Origin of the sequence: Mycobacterium sp. AZCC_0083 (assembly GCF_014202335.1) — a bacterium.
In the GTDB taxonomy this organism is placed as follows: domain Bacteria; phylum Actinomycetota; class Actinomycetes; order Mycobacteriales; family Mycobacteriaceae; genus Mycobacterium.
Genome location: NZ_JACHGP010000002.1, coordinates 45,552 through 64,918, shown reverse-complemented (window position 1 = coordinate 64,918; position 19,367 = coordinate 45,552). Strand labels below are relative to the sequence as shown.

General features: G+C 65.7%; 16 protein-coding genes and 1 pseudogene. 14 read left to right on the top strand and 3 right to left on the bottom strand.

Annotation, left to right across the window (positions count from 1 at the left end):
- Positions 1-44 precede the first annotated feature (44 nt).
- Positions 45-1,700, top strand: a complete 1,656-nt coding sequence (locus HNP02_RS03825; RefSeq protein WP_184435253.1) for an acyl-CoA synthetase — start codon at positions 45-47, stop codon at positions 1,698-1,700.
- Positions 1,701-1,704: 4 nt separating this feature from the next.
- Here the strand turns inward: HNP02_RS03825 and HNP02_RS03820 are convergent, their stop codons facing one another.
- Complete coding sequence (locus HNP02_RS03820) at positions 1,705-2,202, bottom strand: SRPBCC family protein (RefSeq protein WP_184435250.1); 498 nt, start codon at positions 2,200-2,202, stop codon at positions 1,705-1,707.
- On the opposite strand from HNP02_RS03820, the gene HNP02_RS03815 reads away from it, so the two are divergent.
- The 9 genes from HNP02_RS03815 to HNP02_RS03775 all read left to right on the top strand — a co-directional run bounded on the left by HNP02_RS03815 (position 2,201) and on the right by HNP02_RS03775 (position 11,973).
- Positions 2,201-2,674 carry a VOC family protein gene (locus tag HNP02_RS03815; RefSeq protein ID WP_184435248.1) on the top strand — a complete coding sequence of 158 codons (474 nt, stop codon included), beginning with the start codon at positions 2,201-2,203 and terminating at the stop codon, positions 2,672-2,674. The two genes, HNP02_RS03820 and HNP02_RS03815, sit on opposite strands and share 2 nt — an antisense overlap.
- Positions 2,671-3,453, top strand: coding sequence for an SDR family NAD(P)-dependent oxidoreductase (locus HNP02_RS03810; RefSeq protein WP_184435245.1), 783 nt, complete (start codon positions 2,671-2,673; stop codon positions 3,451-3,453). Before HNP02_RS03815 ends, HNP02_RS03810 begins: the two co-directional genes overlap by 4 nt.
- Before the next feature lie 776 nt (positions 3,454-4,229).
- Entirely contained in the window at positions 4,230-4,868 is a 639-nt protein-coding gene (locus tag HNP02_RS03805; RefSeq protein WP_184435243.1) for a peptidoglycan endopeptidase, read from the top strand.
- A 358-nt stretch (positions 4,869-5,226) separates the two neighbouring features.
- A complete protein-coding gene (locus HNP02_RS03800) occupies positions 5,227-5,970 on the top strand; it encodes a GntR family transcriptional regulator (protein WP_184435241.1) in 744 nt (247 codons plus the stop codon).
- Entirely contained in the window at positions 5,967-6,194 is a 228-nt protein-coding gene (locus HNP02_RS03795; RefSeq protein WP_029114105.1) for a ferredoxin family protein, read from the top strand. The genes HNP02_RS03800 and HNP02_RS03795 overlap by 4 nt, the downstream gene beginning before the upstream one ends.
- A 10-nt stretch (positions 6,195-6,204) precedes the next feature.
- Positions 6,205-7,638: an ABC transporter substrate-binding protein gene (locus HNP02_RS03790; protein ID WP_184435239.1), complete on the top strand. Its 1,434-nt coding sequence runs from the start codon at positions 6,205-6,207 to the stop codon at positions 7,636-7,638.
- A gap of 32 nt (positions 7,639-7,670) precedes the next feature.
- A complete protein-coding gene (locus tag HNP02_RS03785; protein WP_184436471.1) occupies positions 7,671-8,501 on the top strand; it encodes an ABC transporter permease in 831 nt (276 codons plus the stop codon).
- A gap of 11 nt (positions 8,502-8,512) precedes the next feature.
- Entirely contained in the window at positions 8,513-9,247 is a 735-nt protein-coding gene (locus HNP02_RS03780) for an ABC transporter ATP-binding protein (RefSeq protein ID WP_184436469.1), read from the top strand.
- On the top strand, positions 9,247-11,973 hold the full coding sequence (locus HNP02_RS03775; protein WP_184435237.1) for a fumarate reductase/succinate dehydrogenase flavoprotein subunit: 2,727 nt from the start codon (positions 9,247-9,249) through the stop codon (positions 11,971-11,973). The genes HNP02_RS03780 and HNP02_RS03775 overlap by 1 nt, the downstream gene beginning before the upstream one ends.
- On the opposite strand, the gene HNP02_RS03770 is transcribed toward HNP02_RS03775, so the two are convergent.
- Positions 11,970-12,158: a hypothetical protein gene (locus HNP02_RS03770; protein WP_184435235.1), complete on the bottom strand. Its 189-nt coding sequence runs from the start codon at positions 12,156-12,158 to the stop codon at positions 11,970-11,972. The two genes, HNP02_RS03775 and HNP02_RS03770, sit on opposite strands and share 4 nt — an antisense overlap.
- 208 nt (positions 12,159-12,366) lie before the next feature.
- Here HNP02_RS03770 and HNP02_RS03765 point away from each other — a divergent pair, with 208 nt between their 5' ends.
- Positions 12,367-14,736, top strand: coding sequence for an arylsulfatase (locus tag HNP02_RS03765; RefSeq protein WP_184435233.1), 2,370 nt, complete (start codon positions 12,367-12,369; stop codon positions 14,734-14,736).
- 3 nt (positions 14,737-14,739) lie between these two features.
- Here the strand turns inward: HNP02_RS03765 and HNP02_RS03760 are convergent.
- Positions 14,740-15,010: pseudogene (locus HNP02_RS03760) on the bottom strand (histidinol dehydrogenase); the annotation flags it as partial.
- On the opposite strand from HNP02_RS03760, the gene HNP02_RS03755 reads away from it, so the two are divergent.
- From HNP02_RS03755 to HNP02_RS03745, 3 genes are all read left to right on the top strand, one after another.
- On the top strand, positions 14,933-15,883 hold the full coding sequence (locus tag HNP02_RS03755; protein WP_184436467.1) for an amidohydrolase family protein: 951 nt from the start codon (positions 14,933-14,935) through the stop codon (positions 15,881-15,883). The pseudogene HNP02_RS03760 and the gene HNP02_RS03755 sit on opposite strands and share 78 nt — an antisense overlap.
- A 13-nt stretch (positions 15,884-15,896) precedes the next feature.
- Positions 15,897-16,304, top strand: coding sequence for a hypothetical protein (locus HNP02_RS03750; protein WP_184435231.1), 408 nt, complete (start codon positions 15,897-15,899; stop codon positions 16,302-16,304).
- 150 nt (positions 16,305-16,454) lie between these two features.
- Entirely contained in the window at positions 16,455-19,334 is a 2,880-nt protein-coding gene (locus HNP02_RS03745) for an RND family transporter (RefSeq protein WP_184435229.1), read from the top strand.
- Positions 19,335-19,367: the final 33 nt, after the last annotated feature.

The window sequence follows — 19,367 nt, the reverse complement described above, 5'->3', positions numbered from 1 at the left end:
ACAGTTAGCGATGGGATGTATGGTCATCGATTGTGAGCGTTGTCATGAGTGACGTGTCCTTCAACTTGTCCGATGTGTTCGGCACCGTCGCGCGGGCGATTCCCGACCAGACGTTCCTGACCTGGCGCGACCGGCACCTTAGCTACGCCGACGTCGACGCCCGAGTGGACGGGTTCGCGCACTACCTGGCGTCGGTCGGACTCGGCTGCCACACCGAGCGCGACTCGCTCGCAGGGCATGAATCGGGTCAGGATCACCTCGCCATCTACCTGCGCAACGGCAACGAGTACCTCGAGGCGATGATCGGCAGCTACCGCACGCGGGTGGCCCCGTTCAACGCCAGCTACCGCTACGTCGCGGAAGAGCTGGTCTACCTGCTCACCGACTCGAAGGCCCGGGCACTGGTCTATCCGGCGGAGTTCGCATCGCGGGTGGCCGCGATCCGCGACCGGCTGCCCGCCCTCGAAGTACTGATTCAGGTCGCTGACGGATCCGGTAACGAGTTGCTGCCCGGCGCAGTCGACTACGAGACGATCCTCGCCACCCCTGCCCCGCCGGACGGCATGCCGTCGACGTCGGGCGACGATCTCTACGTCCTGTACACCGGCGGCACCACGGGGATGCCCAAGGGCGTGCTGTGGCGCCAGCACGACATCTTCGTATCGTCGATGGGAGGACGGCCATTCGGCAGCGACCAAGCCATGGCCTCCTACGTCGAACTCGCCGACAAGGCCCGCGCGTCGGCAGGGGCGTTCGCAATCATGGTGATCCCGCCGTTCATGCACGGTGCCGCCCAGTGGGCCGCCTACAACACCGTGACGATGGGCGGGCGCCTGGTCATTCCCGACGACGTGGAGCGCATGCGCCCCGCAGCGGTACTGCGACTTGCCGAGCGCGAGCGGGTGATGGGCATCCCGGTGGTCGGTGATGCGATCGCCCGACCGCTGCTCGACGAGATCGAGACGGGTGACTACGACCTGTCCGGGTTGGTGACCATCACCAACGGTGGCGCCCCGCTGTCGCCGACGGTGCGGGAACGCATCCTCACCGCACTTCCGCACGTGATGTTGCTCGACGCGGTCGGCGCATCCGAGTCCGGCGCCCAGATGAGCACCTACAGCACCGCAGGCACCGAAACGCAGGCCGCGACATTCACCCCGCAGTCCGATACCGCCGTGATCTCCGCAGACCTGGACCGGGTGCTCTCGCCCGGCGAGGGTCAGGGCTGGTTGGCCCGCCGCGACCTCATCCCCCTCGGGTATCTCGGCGACGAGGCGAAGTCCGCGCGTACGTTCCCCACGATCGACGGGGTGCGGTGGTCGGTGCCAGGCGACAGGGCCAATGTTCTCGACGACGGCCGCATCCAATTGCTTGGCCGCGACTCGGTGACGATCAACTCCGGAGGCGAGAAGATCTTCGCCGAGGAGGTCGAACGCGCCATCGCCGCCCACCCGGATGTCTACGACGTGGTGGTCGTCGGCAGGCCATCCGAGCGTTGGGGCAGTGAGGTCGTGGCGATCGTGCAACTTGCCGAGGGCGGATCCGCCACCGACGAGGAACTCGCCGACGTGTGCCAGAAGTCCATCGCACGCTACAAGATTCCCAAGGCGTTCATCCGCACGGCAAAGGTGCAGCGGTCCCCCGCGGGGAAGGCCGATTACCGCTGGGCCAAGGAGATCGCGGTCGGCCCAGAAGCGTGACGGCTCAGGCGAAGTGCCTGCGGATGCCCGCCAGCATCTCGACGTGCGCGGCGACGGCCTGACGTACCGTCGTCGCCGCCAGCGGACGAGGGGCCCGGATCACCAGGCGCTCCGTGACGCGGGTGCCGTTGCCCTCCTCCTCGAACGACACGACGCCGTCGAGTTCGACACGAGGAAACTGCCGCGCCTCGGTCAGCACGTCGCCGTGCAGTGGCACGTCCAGACGCGCCGTATAGGCGATGCCCAACGCGAGTGGCCCTAGCGGAATGCGGTCGCGGACGCGGTAGGTCTGGGTGTAGCCGTCCGCCGTCTGCGTCCGCGCGGTGGACTGCACCGAGACCACCAGCGGGTGGACCACCTTGATGTTGTCGAGGTCGACGTAGAACGCCCTGACTTCATCGGGCGGGGCGGGGACGACGTCGGTGATGGTGCGCTCCGCACTGGCGATCCACCAACTGGTTCCGCGGTTCACCAGCCGAATGTAGCGGTAGTTTGACGGCATGCCGGACGGGAAGGCCGATGCCGGCCTCGACACGCAGTTCTCGCACGTGGTCATCGCGGTCAGCGACATGGACCGTGCGCTCGCCTTCTACCGCGACGTGCTCGGCATGGACGTCGTCTTCGACCAGGAACTCGCGGGTGAGCCGTTCTCTGGCCGCGCGATCGGTGGCCTCGTCGGCGGTACCAGCATCGAGTTGCTGCGCCTGCCAGGGCAACGCGCCGACGATTCGCCGGCAGCGTACAAACCCGTTGGTCTGCAGGTGATTTCGTTCTCCGTACCGGACCTCGATCATGCTCACGCGACGATCAGGGACGCGGTGGGCGACCGTGCGCAGAACCCCTTCGAAGTCGAGGGTGTACGGATGTTCTTCGTCACCGATCCCGACGGCACGGTGATCGAGTTCGTGCAGTTCCCCGACGGCGCGCGCAACCCAGCCGAACTGCACAGGGGCATTCCCGGTGGTGACGCGTGAGCACCGGCTTCTCCCACCCGCAGTCGCTGGCGGGACGCACCGCGATCGTGACGGGTGCCGCTCAGGGTGTCGGCAAGGGCATTTCGCGGGCGTTGCTCGGTCGGGGCGCGACGGTGCTTCTGGTCGACGTCAAGGACGAGAAGCTGGCGGCCACGTCGGCCGAGTTCACCGAAGCGGGCTTCACCTTCGAATCCCTTCGGGCCGACCTGCGGGATCCGTTGAGCCCGCGCAGGATCGTCGACGCCGCGCTGACGGCGTTCGGCCGGATCGACGCCCTGATCAACAACGCGGTCGCCACCAATGAGCCGAAACGGTTCGTCGACATCACCCTCGACGACTACGAGCTGGTGTTCGACACCGCCCCGCGCGCCACGTTCTTCCTCATGCAAGCCGTGCATCCGACGATGTCTGCCGCAGGCGGTGGCGTGATCGTCAACCTCGGATCCGGTTCTGGCACGGGTGGGCAAGCGCGCTTCGGTGCCTATGCCGCCGCCAAGGAAGCGGTGCGCGGCATGTCGAAGGCCGCCGCGCTCGAGTGGGGACGCGACAACATCAGGGTCAACGTGGTGTGCCCGTTCGCCGACTCGGAAGGCATCCAGTTCTGGCGGGAGATCGCACCGAAGGACTTCGAGCAGGCACTGAAATCGGTGCCGCTGCGGCGGGTCGGCAGGACCGCCGAAGACATCGGGTCCGTCGTGGCGTTCCTCGTCAGTGACGAAGCCGAATACCTCACCGGCCAGACCATCCACGTCGACGGCGGCATGGGCGTGTACCGCTGACGCCAGTCCACTGCTGCTCTCCTGCTGCTGGCTCAGCCATCTCGAATTCGACTGGGAGACACGCTCGGCATCCTCCAGCCCTGTGGTGAGACTGACCGCGGCCTTGTTGTCACTGTGATGGGGCAACGACTTTCAGTTATTGAAGTGCCAACGCCGTGTCGTTTGGTCGTGTCGATACGGAAGGCATTGCCGTTGAGCACTTTTCGCGATCAGGGATTCATTTGCCGAATCGTGCTCGAAAAACGTTGGTATCAAACAGAATATGGGCGTTGTGTGACGTCGACTCGTTCCCGACATCGCATCACCCGCTTCCCGGGGTTCAATTGAACCGGCGCAGGGCCTTTCGCCGATCGAGGGGCAACACCGATACCAGTGTCCGCATCCCCTTTTCAGGACATGCAGGCGCGCAATCACTTAGATGAGCTTCGTGAAATCTCCGCGGACCGACTTAACCGATTCAGAAGACGTGCCAATACGTCCACGAGGTGCGGTTTGAGCAACGGCCCGTGAACTGCATAGATCTCCGATTCACGAGGTATGTGGGGCTTCGCGGTACTCATCCAGAAACCGTGCATGAACAGGCGTTTCAACACATTTCACAGTTCGCCTCGTGAAAGCGGCTCTGGCGCAGCAACGCTGCGCGAACTGCCACTACCTTCTACTCGAGAACGTCACTCGCTCAACGTTTCTTGTTGACTAGTCCATGGGTTTCACGAAACGTGATCGCCGCCACAAATTTTGGCGACGAGCAAATCCCGTTGCTAGTGTCCGACCGCATGATCGGAATAGCGACCGCAACGCTGATGACACTCGTCAACCAGGTCTCGGGCACGCCGTACGTAACGGGTGGCGACTCGCCACACGGGACGGACTGCTCCGGCCTCGCGTCCTGGGTGGCCAATGCGGCCACTGGTAGGCCCGTGTACGGCGACAGGTTCCATACGGGCAACGAGGAATCAGCCCTGCTTGCTCGAGGCTTCAAGTACGGCACCGCCCCCGGTGCGCTGGTGATCGGCTGGAACGGCGGCCACACGGCAGTGACGCTGCCCGACGGCACCCCGGTGTCAAGCGGCGAAAGCGGCGGCGGTGTCAGGGTCGGCGGTGGTGGCGCCTTCCAACGTCAGTTCACCCATCACATGTACCTCCCGGTGCCGCCCGAGGGGATCGACGAGCTTCCTGCCGACGCTCCCATCGACCCCTTCGCACCGCCGCCCCCGCCAATCGACCCGTTCGCACCGCCTCCGCCGCCGGCGGACGTCGTGAACGTGGGATTCGTGGAGCCTGCGCCCGAGGCCGCTCCTGGAGCCCCCGAGCCTGGCCTGGTGCTCCCCCCGGCAGCCCCGGAGGACATCCCAGCCCCCGCACCCGAGCTCCTGCCCGTCCCGGCGCCGGACGCCCCCACCGACGTGATCTGACCGTCCCAACCGTTCGACGGCGCTGAGCGCCGTACAAGCACGAACCCGATGCCGTGTGCACTCTGTGCACACGGCATCAATGCGTTGCGGCGGGGTGTGAGCCCCCTCACATACTTCGACTCACCGGGATTGCAAATCGGGCTGCCCCGCCGCAGGTGGCGCAATACCCGGATTCGCGAGGATTCGGGCAGGTCCACTCGGAGCGGCATCCGGCGCATTGCCAGACCGGGCGTCCCCACGTGAACGCGGCCGCCAGATGGGGTCAGACGACGGCCTTAGCGTGATTGAAGCCCATTCGGACAGCCCATTCGACAGGCGATCTAGCAGTCCGTTCAGACCGTCGTCGACGAGGAGTGACGTGACTCAAATGGAGCCGACGCCCATCCGCCGTCCGCGCGCCGATCAAGCTCGGCTGGTCGCCGACGTATTGCGTCATCAGATCCACGCCGGCGGCTATCCCGACGGACTGCCCACGGAAGGCGAGCTCGCTTCCGAGTTCTTCGTGTCGCGCAACACGGTCCGCGAAGCTCTCGCCGCCCTGAAGACCGAGGGCCTCATCGGCCGCGGACCCAAGGTCGGCACGCACGTCGCCATCCGCAAGTACGACCACGACCTCGACGCGCTCGTCGGACTGAAGGCGACTTTCAAGGGATATGGCGAGATCCGCAACGTCGTGCGCGCCGCCATGCCGGTTGCCGCTCCCCCTGCGGTCGCCAACCGACTGCAGCTCGACCCCGGCGATGACGTCATCTTCGTCGAGCGACTCCGGTTCCTCGGTGACCTGCCGGTGAGCCTCGACATGACCTACCTGGCACCCGACATCGGCGCTGCCGTCCTGGAGAGTTCGTTGGAGACCAACGACATCTTCGCGCTCATCGAAGAGGCGACGGGCCACCGCCTCGGCACCGCTGCCCTTGCCGTCGAGGCAGTGGCGGCGGACGCGCACACGGCGGCCCTCCTGCAGGCTCCCGACGGCGCCGCGGTGCTGTTGCTGGAACGACTTACACACCTCGACGACGGAAGACCCGTCGATCTCGAGTACATCCGGATGCGCGGCGACCGAATCACGCTGCGCGGCAACCTGCTTAGGGGAACTTCATGACGCTGGTCAACCAACGGGTCGACGTACCGGTCACCATCGACGAGTCGTTGTGCATCGAGGGCTGCACGCTGTGCGTGGAGATCTGCCCACTGGACTCGCTGGCGATCAATCCGGAGAACGGCAAGGCCTTCATGCACGTCGACGAGTGTTGGTACTGCGGGCCGTGCGCAGCGCGCTGCCCCACGGGCGCCGTCACCGTCAACATGCCCTATCTCCTGCGCTGAAGGACCACTCGTGAAACGCATCCTCGCCACCCTCGTTGCCGCTGCCACCGTCGGCTCGCTCGCCTCTTGCTCACTCGACTCCACGTCTCGGTCCGCCGACACCGTCAACGTCGTCATCGGCTACCAGTCCAAGACCATCAACACCGTCACTGCCGGAACTCTGTTGAAGGCCAAGGGTTTCCTGGAGAAGCGGCTGGCCGACATCACCAAGCGCACCAACACCACGTACTCGGTGCAGTGGCAGGACTACGACACCGGCGCTCCGATCACCGCGCAGATGGTCGCCGAGAAGATCGACATCGGGTCGATGGGTGACTACCCATTGCTGATCAACGGCTCCAAGACCCAAGGTAACGAGCGCGCCCGTACCGAGCTGGTTTCGGTCACCGGATACAGCCCGACCGGTGCGCTCAACATGGTCGTCGTTCCGCCGAACTCGACGGCCCGTACCGTTTCCGACCTCAAGGGCGAGAAGGTCTCCGCGAGCGTGGGGTCCGCAGGGCACGGCACCCTCGTCCGAGCGCTCGACAACGCAGGCATCGACCCGGCCACCGGTGTCGAGGTGCTCAACCAACAGCCGCAGGTTGGTGCATCAGCGCTGGAATCCGGTCAGGCGCAGGCACTCTCGCAGTTCGTCGCGTGGCCGGGCCTCCTCGTCTTCCAGAACAAGGCCAAGCTGCTCTACGACGGCGCGGAAGGCAACTACCCCACCTTCCACGGCGTCGTAGCCCGCCGCGACTACGCCAACCAGCACCCCGAGGTCCTCGACGCCTTCCTGCAGGCACAACTCGACGCCACGGAATTCCTCAACGGCAACCCGCTGGAGTCGGCGAAGATCGTCGCCGACGGCAGCGGTCTTCCCCAAGAGGTCGTCTACCTCTACAACGGCCCAGGCGGCACGTCCTTCGACACCACCCTCAAGCCGTCCCTCGTCGACGCGCTCAAAGGCGATGTGCCCTACCTGAAGTCGATCGGAGACTTCGCCGACCTCGACATCAACGGCTTCGTCTCCGACGTGCCCCTTCGCAAGGCGTTCACCGACCGGGGCCAGAACTACGACGCTGCACTGAGGTCCACCGTGAACCCGTCGTCGCTACGCGGCCAGGACCCCGTCTGCAACGTCCCGCTGACGGACCCCAAGCTGGCAGGCGAGCTCTGGATCGACGGCCAGGACACCACCCAGCCCGCCGCCAACCCCGGTTGCCTGCTGCGGGCCGTCCGCGACGCAGTTGCCAAGGGCCAGAAGGTGCGTGGCGCCTACATCCCAGACACCGAGTTCGGCACCCGATGGTTCGCCGACAAGTCGATCTGGGTCCACTCACCAGTGCAGGGCGGCCAGACCTATCTGCCGTTCGGAACTCCGGCCGGTGCCGAGCGCTACACCGGGTCGCATCCCGGCTCGGCGGTCGTGGACTACCAGCAGGCCCTTGCGGGTGCGGTGTGACGACCCAGCCCGCGGTCCTCGCCGCCGAACCCATGGTCGCCGCGCGGCCCGTGGCACCGGCCGTCACACCGGCACCACGCCGCAGGCCCTGGCTCGCCTGGCTGGTGCGGATTGCGTCGGTGGTTGCCGCGATCGGGCTGTGGCAGGTGTTGACCGCCAACCACGTTCGGTTCTGGCTGCGGTTCGACACCCTGCCGACGGTGACCGAGATCGTCACGGCCTTCGGCCACCGGTTTGGCGCAGAAGACTACTGGCTCGACCTCGGACAGTCGCTGATCCGCATCCTCACCGGATTCGGCATCGCCGCCGTGGCCGGGGTGCTCACCGGAATCCTGCTCGGCCGCTCGGACGCGTTCGCCAACGTCTTCGGCCCGCTCACCGAATTGGCAAGGCCCATCCCGGCGATCGCCATCGTGCCCGTGGCGATCCTGCTCTTCCCCACCGACGAGGCGGGCATCGTGTTCATCACGTTCCTGGCCGCCTACTTCCCCATCATGGTCAGCACCCGGCATGCGGTGCGGGCGCTGCCGACCATCTGGGAGGACTCGGTGCGCACGCTCGGCGGCAGCCGGTGGGACGTGCTGGTGCGGGTCGTGCTTCCCGGGATCCTGCCAGGAGTGTTCGGTGGCCTGTCGGTCGGCATCGGCGTTGCCTGGATCTGCGTCATCTCCGCAGAGATGATCTCGGGCCGGCTTGGAGTCGGCTACCGGACGTGGCAGGCATACACCGTGCTGGCCTACCCCGAGGTGTTCGTCGGCATCATCACCATCGGCGTGCTCGGCTTCGCCACCTCCGCCGCCGTCGAGCTGATCGGGCGCCGGGTCACCCGCTGGCTGCCACGCGGCGAGGAGAAGACACGATGAGCGCCACCGGCATGACCCTGGAACTGCACGACCTGGTCCTCAGCTACGGCGGACCACCGGTGGTCGACGGGCTCGACCTATCGGTGCGCCCCGGCGAGATCCTGGTGCTCACAGGACCGTCGGGATGCGGAAAGTCGACCGTGCTGCGCGCCCTGGCCGGCCTGCTGCGACCCGACTCCGGCCGCATCGTGGCCGACGGCGAACCGGTGGTCACCACGTCGCGTGACCGCGCCATGGTGTTCCAGGACAACGCGCTATTACCGTGGCGCACCGTCCGATCCAACGTCGAACTCGCGCTGAAGCTGGCCGGCCGGCCCCGGGCGGGGCGTCGCACCGACGCGCTGCGCTGGATCGCCGACGTCGGCCTCACCGGGTTCGAGGACTACCTCCCGAAGAGCCTGTCCGGCGGAATGCGCCAGCGCGTGCAGCTGGCCCGCGGGCTTGCCGGAGCACCCCGCGCGGTGATGATGGACGAACCATTCGGCGCACTGGACACCCAGACCCGCACCAGCATGCAGCGACTGCTCATCCAGACCTGGCGCGCGCACCCGACCACGGTCGTGTTCGTCACCCACGACGTCGACGAGGCACTGCTCATCGGCGACCGCATCGCCGTACTCGGTCGCGCAGGCCAGCCGCTGCGGGCCTTGCTCGACGTGCCGTCCCCGCGTGAACCGAACGTCGCCCGCGCCGCGCTGCGCGCTGAAATCATTTCCGCCCTCGATCATTCGGAGCTCGTCAGTTGATGCAAATACCCGACCTCGATGACGCAGTCCGCCTCGACTGCGACGTTCTGGTGATCGGCGGCGGCACCGCAGGGACGATGGCCGCACTGACCGCGGCCGAGAACGGCGCCCAGGTACTGCTGCTGGAGAAGGCCCACGTCCGGCACTCCGGCGCGCTCGCCATGGGCATGGACGGCGTGAACAACGCCGTCATTCCCGGCAAGGCCGAGCCCGAGGACTACGTCGCCGAGATCACCCGCGCCAACGACGGAATCGTCAACCAGCGCACCATCTATCAGACCGCAACTCGCGGTTTCGCCATGGTGCAGCGGCTGGAGCGCTACGGCGTGAAGTTCGAGAAGGACGAGCACGGCGAGTATGCCGTGCGTCGCGTGCACCGTTCCGGCTCCTACGTGCTGCCCATGCCCGAGGGCAAGGACGTCAAGAAGGCGCTCTACCGGGTGCTGCGCCAGAAGTCCATGCGGGAGAAGATCCGCATCGAGAACCGGTTCGTCCCAGTGCGTGTGCTCACGGAGAACCTGGGCCGCGAGCGAAGCGACGGGAAATCAACGCGCAGAGCGGTAGGGGCTGCCGCGCTCAACAGCCGCACCGGCGAGTTCGTCGTCGTCGGCGCCAAGGCCGTCATCCTGGCCACAGGCCCGTGCGGCCGCCTCGGACTGCCCGCGTCGGGCTATCTGTATGGCACGTACGAGAACCCGACCAACGCCGGTGACGGCTACTCGATGGCCTATCACGCAGGCGCGGAGTTGTCGGGCATCGAATGCTTCCAGATCAACCCGTTGATCAAGGACTACAACGGCCCCGCGTGCGCGTACGTGGCCAATCCGTTCGGCGGCTACCAGGTCAACGCGGCCGGGGAACGGTTCGTCGACTCCGATTACTGGTCGGGCCAGATGATGTCGGAGGTGAAGCGGGAGATCGAGTCAGCCCGCGGCCCCATCTACCTCAAGGTCAGCCACCTGCCCGACGAGACGCTGAGCACGCTCGAAGGCATCCTGCACACCACCGAGCGACCGACCCGCGGCACGTTTCACGCCAACCGCGGTCACGACTACCGCACCCATGACATCGAGATGCACATCTCCGAAATCGGGTTGTGCGGTGGTCATTCCGCCTCCGGTGTGTGGGTCGACGAACACGCCCGCACCACCGTTACCGGCCTGTACGCGGCGGGCGACCTCGCCTGCGTTCCGCACAACTACATGATCGGTGCCTTCGTCTATGGAGAACTGGCAGGCGCCCACGCGGCGTCAACATTCGTTGACGACCGCGCGCCGGACGTCCTGCCTGCCGACCAGATCGCCGCCGCGCACGAACTGATCTACCGCCCGTTGCGGCACCCCGATGGCCCACCCCAGACGCAGGTCGAATACAAGCTGCGCCGGTTCGTCAACGACTACGTCGCCCCGCCGAAGACCGCCGCGAAGCTGTCCATCGCCGTGCAGACCTTCGACCGCATGCGCGAGGAGATCGCCGGCATCGGCGCCTCGACGCCGCACGAACTCCTGCGTGCCGTCGAGGTGTCGTTCATCCGCGACTGCGCCGAGATGGCAGCGCGGTCGTCGCTGACCCGCACGGAATCCCGCTGGGGGCTCTACCACGACCGTTCCGACCTCCCCGAACGCGACGACGAGAACTGGCGCTACCACCTCAACCTCCGCAAGAGCGACGACGGAGCGATGCAGTTCCTCAAACGACCCGTCGCGCCGTACTTCGTGCCCGTCCCCGGTCTCGACGACTTGCCAAGTGGGGAAACCGAACCCATCCACGTCCACCAGCCACCGCTCGTCGGCGGTCAGGCACCCGCATCAGAGGTGTCCCGGGTCCGCGACGGCGCCGCAGCGCAGCCACCGTCGCCGCGCATCGCTGCGGTACTCGCCCTGGAATCCCCTACCGTCGAGGATCTTTCGGAGTTCCTGACCGATCCGGACGCCGGTGTACGGCGCACCGCCGTCGACGTCCTCACCGAGCATCTGCCTGACGAGTACGGCCCAGCACTGCTGGCAGCGCTCGGCGACGGCGATCCAGGCGTTCGCGCCGCGGCGGCCGACGGGGTGCGCGAACTCGTCGAGGTGCTCCCCGACCCGGCCGCCGCCCGAACGTTCCTGACCGCCGCCGACCCGGTGGTGCGTGCGGCCGCCGTCTATCTGCTCAGTTCACGCAAGGTCGGCGACGCGGCGCACTTCCGCAGAAGCCTGGACGATCCGGACCATCGGGTCCGTATCGAGGCCGTGCGGGCGCTGGTGTCCGTCGACGATGCGGAAGGCGTGAGCGCCGCTCAGCACGACGACGACCGCGGCGTCCGCATCGCCGTTGCCAACGCCCTCGGCACCCTCGGCGAGGGTGCACCGACCATCCGCATCCTGATCGCCGACAGGGATCCGCTGGTGCGCGCCGCCGCACTGGCCGCGCTCGGTGCCGGCGGTGTCGTCGACGCGGACCTGACCACCGTGGAGCGGGCGTTGGCGGAGTCGGCGTGGCAGGTTCGCCAGGGCGCCGTCCGTGCCCTCGCCGGTGTCGGGACCACCGCGGCTGTCGCGCCGCTGACCCGCGCGCTCAACGATCCGCACCTCGACGTGCGCAAGGCGGCGGTTCTCAGCCTGACCCGGTGGGCGCCCTCCGACGACGCGGCGAGGGACGCGCTGAACTCGGCGCTCGACGACGGCGACGCCGACGTGCGGGCCTACGCGCGCCACGCGCTGGCAGCGCCGTCAGTGGATCGCTAGCGCTTGCGCCATCGCGACCCCGCGAAGGCGATGCCAACGCCCACCAGTGCGGTGATCGGACCGATCACCGACCAGGTGGTGGTGTTGCTCATAGGGCTACCGCCCAACACGCCGAAACCCTGCAATCCCCACAGCAGGCCGAACAACGTGACGATCACGCCCAACACCACGATGGCTATCCGCATCACTCGAGAGTAACCGCGCGTGTCGAACAGCTCCCTGAGGGAGCCGCGCGGCTTAGGCTGATGCCCTTGACTCGGGCAGTCCGTGAGAGGAGACGCGTGATCGGTTCTCCCGTTTGCCGACCATCCGCTTGGTCGTCCAAATAAGTTGCTGTGAGCACCAAATCTGCTGTACCACCGTGGTATTCAGCTTGTCCAATGGAGGACCATCATGGCGAAATCGCCGCGGGTAGTGCGCGACATCCTGCCCATTCCGGATGTCCCGCACGTTGGGCTGACCACCTACGATGCGAAGGACCCCGACACCAGCTATCCGCCGATCAGGGACGTGCGTCCGCCCGACGGTGCACCCAACGTGCTGGTCATCCTGATCGACGACGTGGGCTTCGGCGCCAGCAGCGCGTTCGGCGGACCCTGTGAGACGCCCAACTTCGAAAAGCTGGCATCGGGCGGGTTGAAGTACAACCGGTTCCACACCACGGCGTTGTGCTCGCCGACGCGCCAAGCCCTGTTGACCGGTCGCAACCACCATTCGGTGGGTATGGGCAACATCACCGAAACCGCGACCGCGGCGCCCGGGTACACCTCGGTGCTCCCCAATACCAAGGCGCCGCTGCCACTGACCCTCAAGCTCAATGGCTACTCCACCGCGCAGTTCGGCAAGTGCCATGAGATTCCGGTGTGGCAAACCAGCCCGGCAGGACCGTTCACCGCATGGCCGACCGGAGGCGGCGGATTCGAGTACTTCTACGGCTTCATCGGCGGGGAAAACAACCAGTGGGATCCGGCCCTCTACGAGGGCACCACCCCGATCGAGCCGCCGAAGACGGCGGCCGAGGGCTACCACCTGACCGAGGATCTGACCGACAAGGCGATCAACTGGGCGCGCCAGCAGAAGGCATTGCTGCCCGACAAACCCTTCTTCATGTACTTCGCGCCCGGCGCCACCCATGCGCCGCACCAGGTGCCGCCGGAGTGGATCGACAAGTACAAGGGCAAGTTCGCCCACGGCTGGGACCGGCAGCGCGAGATCACGTTCGAACGCCAGAAGGAACTGGGCGTCATCGCACCGGACGCCGTGCTCACCCCGCGCCACGAGGAGATCCCGGCGTGGGATGACATGGATCCGGCCCTCAAGCCCGTGCTCGAGCGCGAGATGGAGGTCTACGCCGCGTTCTTGGAGCACACCGACCACCACGTCGGCCGGCTGCTCGATGCCCTGGGGCCGGTGTTGGACGACACCCTCGTCTACCTGATCGTCGGCGACAATGGCGCTTCAGCGGAGGGCACCCTGCAGGGTGCGTTCAACGAGATGGCCAACTTCAACGGGATGGCCGACATCGAGACCCCCGAGTTCATGATCTCCAAACTCGGCGAGTTCGGCGGAGAGGGTTCCTACGGCCACTACGCGGTCGGTTGGGCGTGGGCGATGGATTCGCCGTATCAGTGGACCAAGCAGGTGGCGTCGCACTGGGGCGGCACGCGTAACGGCACGATCGTGCACTGGCCCAAGGGAATCAATGACAAGGGTGGTCACCGCAACCAATTCACGCACGTCATCGACCTCGCACCCACCGTGCTGGAGGCAGCGGGCATTCCGGCGCCGACGATGGTCAACGGCGTCCTGCAGAGCCCCCACGAGGGGACCAGCATGCTGTACAGCTTCAACGACGCCGATGCACCCGAGCGGCACCAGACCCAGTACTTCGAGATGTTCTGCAACCGAGGCATCTACCACAAGGGGTGGAGCGCGGTGACCAAGCATCGCACGCCATGGGCAATGGGCGGCCAGGCGATGCCCGCCTTCGACGACGACGTCTGGGAGCTCTACGACGGCAACAGCGACTGGACCCAGTCGAGGGATCTGTCGAAGGAGAATCCGGAGAAACTGCATGAACTACAGCGCCTTTGGCTGATCGAGGCGGTCAAGTACAACGTGCTTCCGCTCGACGACCGCCAGATCGAGCGCATCAACCCCGCCACCGCTGGGCGACCGTCGCTGATCAAGGGCAACAGCCAATTGCTGTTTCCTGGCATGGGTCGGCTGTCGGAGAACAGCGTCGTCGACATCAAGAACAAGTCGTTCGCGGTCACCTCCGAGGTGCAGGCGCCTGCAGATGGCCTCGAGGGCGTGATCATCGCCCAGGGCGGTCGGTTCGGCGGGTGGAGCCTGTACGCCAAGGATGGTCACGCCAAGTTCTATTACAACGTGCTGGGCATCAAGTCGTTCGAGATCGACGCAACCGAACCAGTCCCGGCAGGCACAACCCAGGTACGCATGGAGTTCGACTATGACGGCGGCGGAATGGGCAAGGGCGGCAACGTCACCCTCTACTACGACGGTAGGGAAGTCGGCAAGGGTCGGGTCGATCAGACCCAGGGCTTCATCTTCTCGGCCGACGAGACGACGGACGTCGGCTATGAGTCCGGCACCACCGTCAGCCCGGACTACACCGCACACTCCAGCAGGTTCAGCGGCAAGATCGACTGGGTACGGATCGACCTCGGCGAGGACGCCAAGGACGCCGACCACTACATCGACCCCGACGAACGCTTCCGGGTAGCGATGGCGCGGCAGTAGACATTACGGGTTGAAGACGTGGTCGGTCCATGACAGCGGGGCGCCGGTGTACTTGGCGTGACGGACGTCGCCGGAACGGGCGTGACCCTCGAACAGCTCCACCCGGGCGGCCCGCCCGCACAGTTCGCCGAGGGCGGCGCTGCTCGCCGTGTAGGTGACTTCCTGATAGGTGACCGGGGCCAATCACCTTGTCGCCATAGCTGACACACGTTCCCTCACCCAAGAACAAGGCACCGTAGTCACGCATCTGCTCCAGCGCCTCGCGAGGCTCGGAGTCGTCGAGGCCGACCGCGTCCGGTTCACCCTCACCCCCGAATTCACCGATCCCGATGCGAAGCTGGACCGGCTCGCTGACGTCGGCCTCGACGCGGCGATAGTCTCGCTGGTCCCCGCGCTGTTCTGCTACCACGCCGAGCCCGGCAGATCCGCGCACCTTGCAGCCCTCGTCAACGAAGCCCTGGCGCAGTTCTGCACAGGCGAACCGCAGCTGCGGTGGATGGCACACGTTCCGCTACAGGACCTGTCGGCTATCACCGACACAATCGAGCGCGCGAAGGCCGCCGGAGCCGTTGCCATCGAGGTCGGCACCTTGATGGCGGGAAAACCACTGGACCACAGCGACTTCGATCCGTTGTGGGCCACCGCGTCGCGCCTTGGGTTGCCGGTGATGCTGCACCCGGCATACAACGCGCCGCACCCCGGCCTTGCGGACTGGTACCTGCAGAACGCGATCGGCAACCTCCTGGAGACCACTATCGCCGCCGAAAGGCTGGTGTGCGCCGGTCCCCCTTCCCGCTTCCCGTCGTTGCGGATCATCTTGTTGCACGGCGGAGGGTTCGTGCCGTGGCAGATCGGGCGGCTACGCCATGCGCGAGGCGTCCGGCCGGAGTGCCAGGACATCCCCGGTGACCCGGAGAAGTGGCTGGAGAACTTCGTCTTCGACACCCTCGCGCACGATCCCGAAGTTCTGGAAATGCTCGTCAAACGGGTAGGTCCCGCGAACCTCGTGATGGGCACGGATGCCCCGTTCGACATGGCGTCAGCTCACCCGATGCGTGATCTGCTGAGCGTCGTCGACGAAGGCACCGCTCGCCAAATCATGGACGAAACTCCAGCGCGTCTCTTCGGGTTGAACTCCGCGCGCTGATCTGGAAAGCACCATGACCACTAGCATTCGCCGTATGCATTTGACGGGGGCCTTCTTTGCGAACGCGGCGAGCGAGACGAATGGGATGCTCGAGGTTTCCGGCGGCTGTTGGTCCAGCACCACGGTTCCACCGGGATCTACGGGGTTCCTGACTCAGCTGGTGCTGTTGGCGGACGTCGGCGATGACAGCGTCGGTCAGGAGTACGTGGTCTGCGTCGACGCCAATGGCCCGACCGGAAGCCGGTGGACTGCTGCGCTGTCGACGCCCTTCGTGGTGACTGAGTTCCTGGTGTTCATGATTACTCCGCAGATCATGCTTCCCATCGAACCCGCAGGGGGTCGCCACGTCTACAACGTGCGCATTCAGGGTCAGCACAACCAGATCGACCTGCCGCTGCAGGTGAACGTCGCGAGCGGTTAGAGCGTCCGCGGCGACCACCGCCGACCGGTCGACGAAGCCCCTGTGAGGCGTCCCCATCTGGTATTACTAAGGTGACCTAACGCCCCTAGGGAGGAGTTCCGCCGAGGTGCCCGCTGCCGTTGCAGACGGGCGCAAACCCCGGATGACGACATGGTGAGCGCCCCGACCATCGAACCCGTCCCCCCAACCGAGCAGGCCCGGCGACGTGGCCCGGCGAAGTGGATCCGCCGGTTGGCGGCCACCATCGTCATCTTCTGGATCGCGATCATCGCAATCCTGAACGTGACCGTGCCGCAGCTCGAAGTCGTCGGCCAGATGCGGTCGGTCTCGATGAGCCCCGACGAAGCCCCATCGGTGATCGCGATGAAGCGCGTTGGCCAGGTCTTCGAGGAGTTCAAGTCCGACAGTTCGGCCATGATCGTGCTGGAGGGCGAACAGCGCCTCGGCGCCGATGCGCACCGCTTCTACAACGACATGGTCGCCAAGCTCGAGGCCGACACCAAGTACGTCGAGCACGTTCAGGATTTCTGGGGCGATCCGCTGACCGAAGCCGGAGCCCAGAGCACCGACGGTAAAGCCACATACGTGCAGGTGTATCTCGCAGGCAATCAGGGTGAAGCCCTGGCCAACGAGTCGGTCGCGGCCGTGCAAAAACTCGTCGCCGGGCTTACTCCCCCACCGGGGGTCAAGGTCTACGTCACCGGGGGGTCGGCGCTGGCCGCCGACCAGCAGATGGCAGGCGACCGAAGCGTCAAGATCATCGAGTTCGCCACGTTCGGCGTCATCATCCTGATGCTGCTTCTGGTGTATCGGTCGATCACCACCGTCCTCATCGTGCTCGTCATGGTGTTCCTCACGCTGTCGGCGTCCCGCGGCGCGGTGGCGTTCCTTGGCTACCACGACCTCATAGGGCTGTCGACCTTCGCGACGAATCTTCTTGTCACCCTGGCGATAGCCGCATCGACCGACTATGCGATCTTCCTCATCGGGCGCTACCAGGAGGCCCGCACCGTAGGCGAAGATCGGGAGTCGGCCTACTACACGATGTTCCACGGCACCGCGCACGTGGTACTGGCCTCTGGCATGACGATCGCCGGTGCGACCTTCTGCCTTTCGTTCACCCGGCTGCCCTACTTCCAATCGCTGGGTGTCCCCCTCGCGGTCGGAATGTCCGTGGCAGTGTTCGTGGCGCTCACACTGGGCCCCTCGGTGATCACGGTCGCCAGCCGCTTCGGACTGCTGGAACCCAAGCGCGCCATGCGAATTCGCGGTTGGCGACGGTTGGGCGCCGCCATCGTCCGGTGGCCGGCCCCGATCCTGCTCGCGACGGTCGCGCTCTCGCTGGTCGGCCTGCTCACCCTGCCGGGCTACCAGCCCAACTACAACGACCGCAACTACATCCCCCCCGATCTGCCCGCCAACGCGGGATTCGCCGCCGCCGAGCGGCACTTCTCCGTCGCCAGGATGAATCCCGAACTGCTGCTCATCGAAGGTGACCGCGATCTGCGCAACGCGGCGGACTTCCTGGTGATCGACAAGATCGCCAAGGCCGTCTTTGATGTACCCGGCATCGGAAGCGTTCAGGCGATCACCCGCCCTAGCGGCAAACCCATCAAGTTCAGCACGATTCCGGCCCAGCTCAGCAACAGTGGCGTCAATCAGACGATGAACCGCAAGTACATGCAGGACACCATGGACAACATGCTGGTGCAGGCCGCCGACATGCAGACCACCATCGACACGATGAGCAGGATGATCGAGTTGATGGAAGAGATGAGCTCGGTGACCCACGAGATGGTCGGCAAGACCACCGACATGGCCGTCGACATCGCCGAATTACGAGACCGGATAGCCGATTTCGATGACTTCTTCCGCCCCATTCGCAACTATCTCTACTGGGAACCGCACTGCTACGACATCCCGGTCTGCACATCCATGCGCTCGATCTTCGACACGCTCGACGGTGTCGACACCATGACCTCTGACTTCCAGGAGCTGCTCCCGGACCTGCAACGCCTCGACCTGATAATGCCGCAGATGGCGGCTTTGATGAAGCCGAACATCGAGACTATGAAGTCGATGCAAATGATGATGCTGAAGATGCACTCCAGTCAGGCGGGCATGCAGGACCAGTCGGAGGCGAGGGACGAGAACTCCACCGCGATGGGTGATGCGTTCAACGACTCCATGAACGACGACACCTTCTATCTGCCGCCGGAGATCTTCAAGAACGAAGAGTTCAAACGCGGTATGGACAGCTTCATCTCGCCGAACGGCCACGCCGTGCGGTTCATCATCTCCCATGAAGGCGATCCGCTGACCGCCGACGGCATCGATCGCATCGACGCCATCAAGGAGGCGGCGAAGGAAGCCATCAAGGGCACGCCCCTCGAAGGATCGAAGATCTACGTCGGCGGAACTGCCTCGGTGTTCAAGGACATGCAGGAGGGCAACAGTTACGACCTGTTGATCGCTGGAATCGCCGCGCTGACACTGATCTTCATCATCATGCTGCTCATCACGCGCAGCATCGTCGCGGCCGCCGTCATCGTCGGCACCGTGGTGCTGTCACTCGGCGCGTCGTTCGGCCTGTCGGTTCTGGTCTGGCAGCACATACTTGGCATCGAACTGCACTTCATGGTGATGGCGATGGCGGTCATCATCCTGTTGGCCGTGGGCGCGGACTACAACCTGCTGTTGGTGGCGCGCCTCAAGGAAGAGCTGCACGCCGGGATCAACACCGGAATCATCCGCGCCATGGGCGGCAGCGGGTCCGTCGTGACCGCCGCCGGCCTGGTGTTCGCGTTCACCATGATGTCGATGGTCGTCAGCGAGTTGATCGTGGTGGCCCAGATCGGTTCGACGATCGGGCTGGGCCTCCTCTTCGACACCTTGGTGGTCCGGGCGTTCATGACGCCGTCGATCGCCGCACTGATGGGTCGTTGGTTCTGGTGGCCGCAGGTGGTCAGGCCCCGGCCCAAACCCGCGAAGTGGCCCAAACAACCCGCGCAGGCGACAGTCGAACAGTAAATTTCCCGTCGCTTCGCTCGCGCCGGCCACATC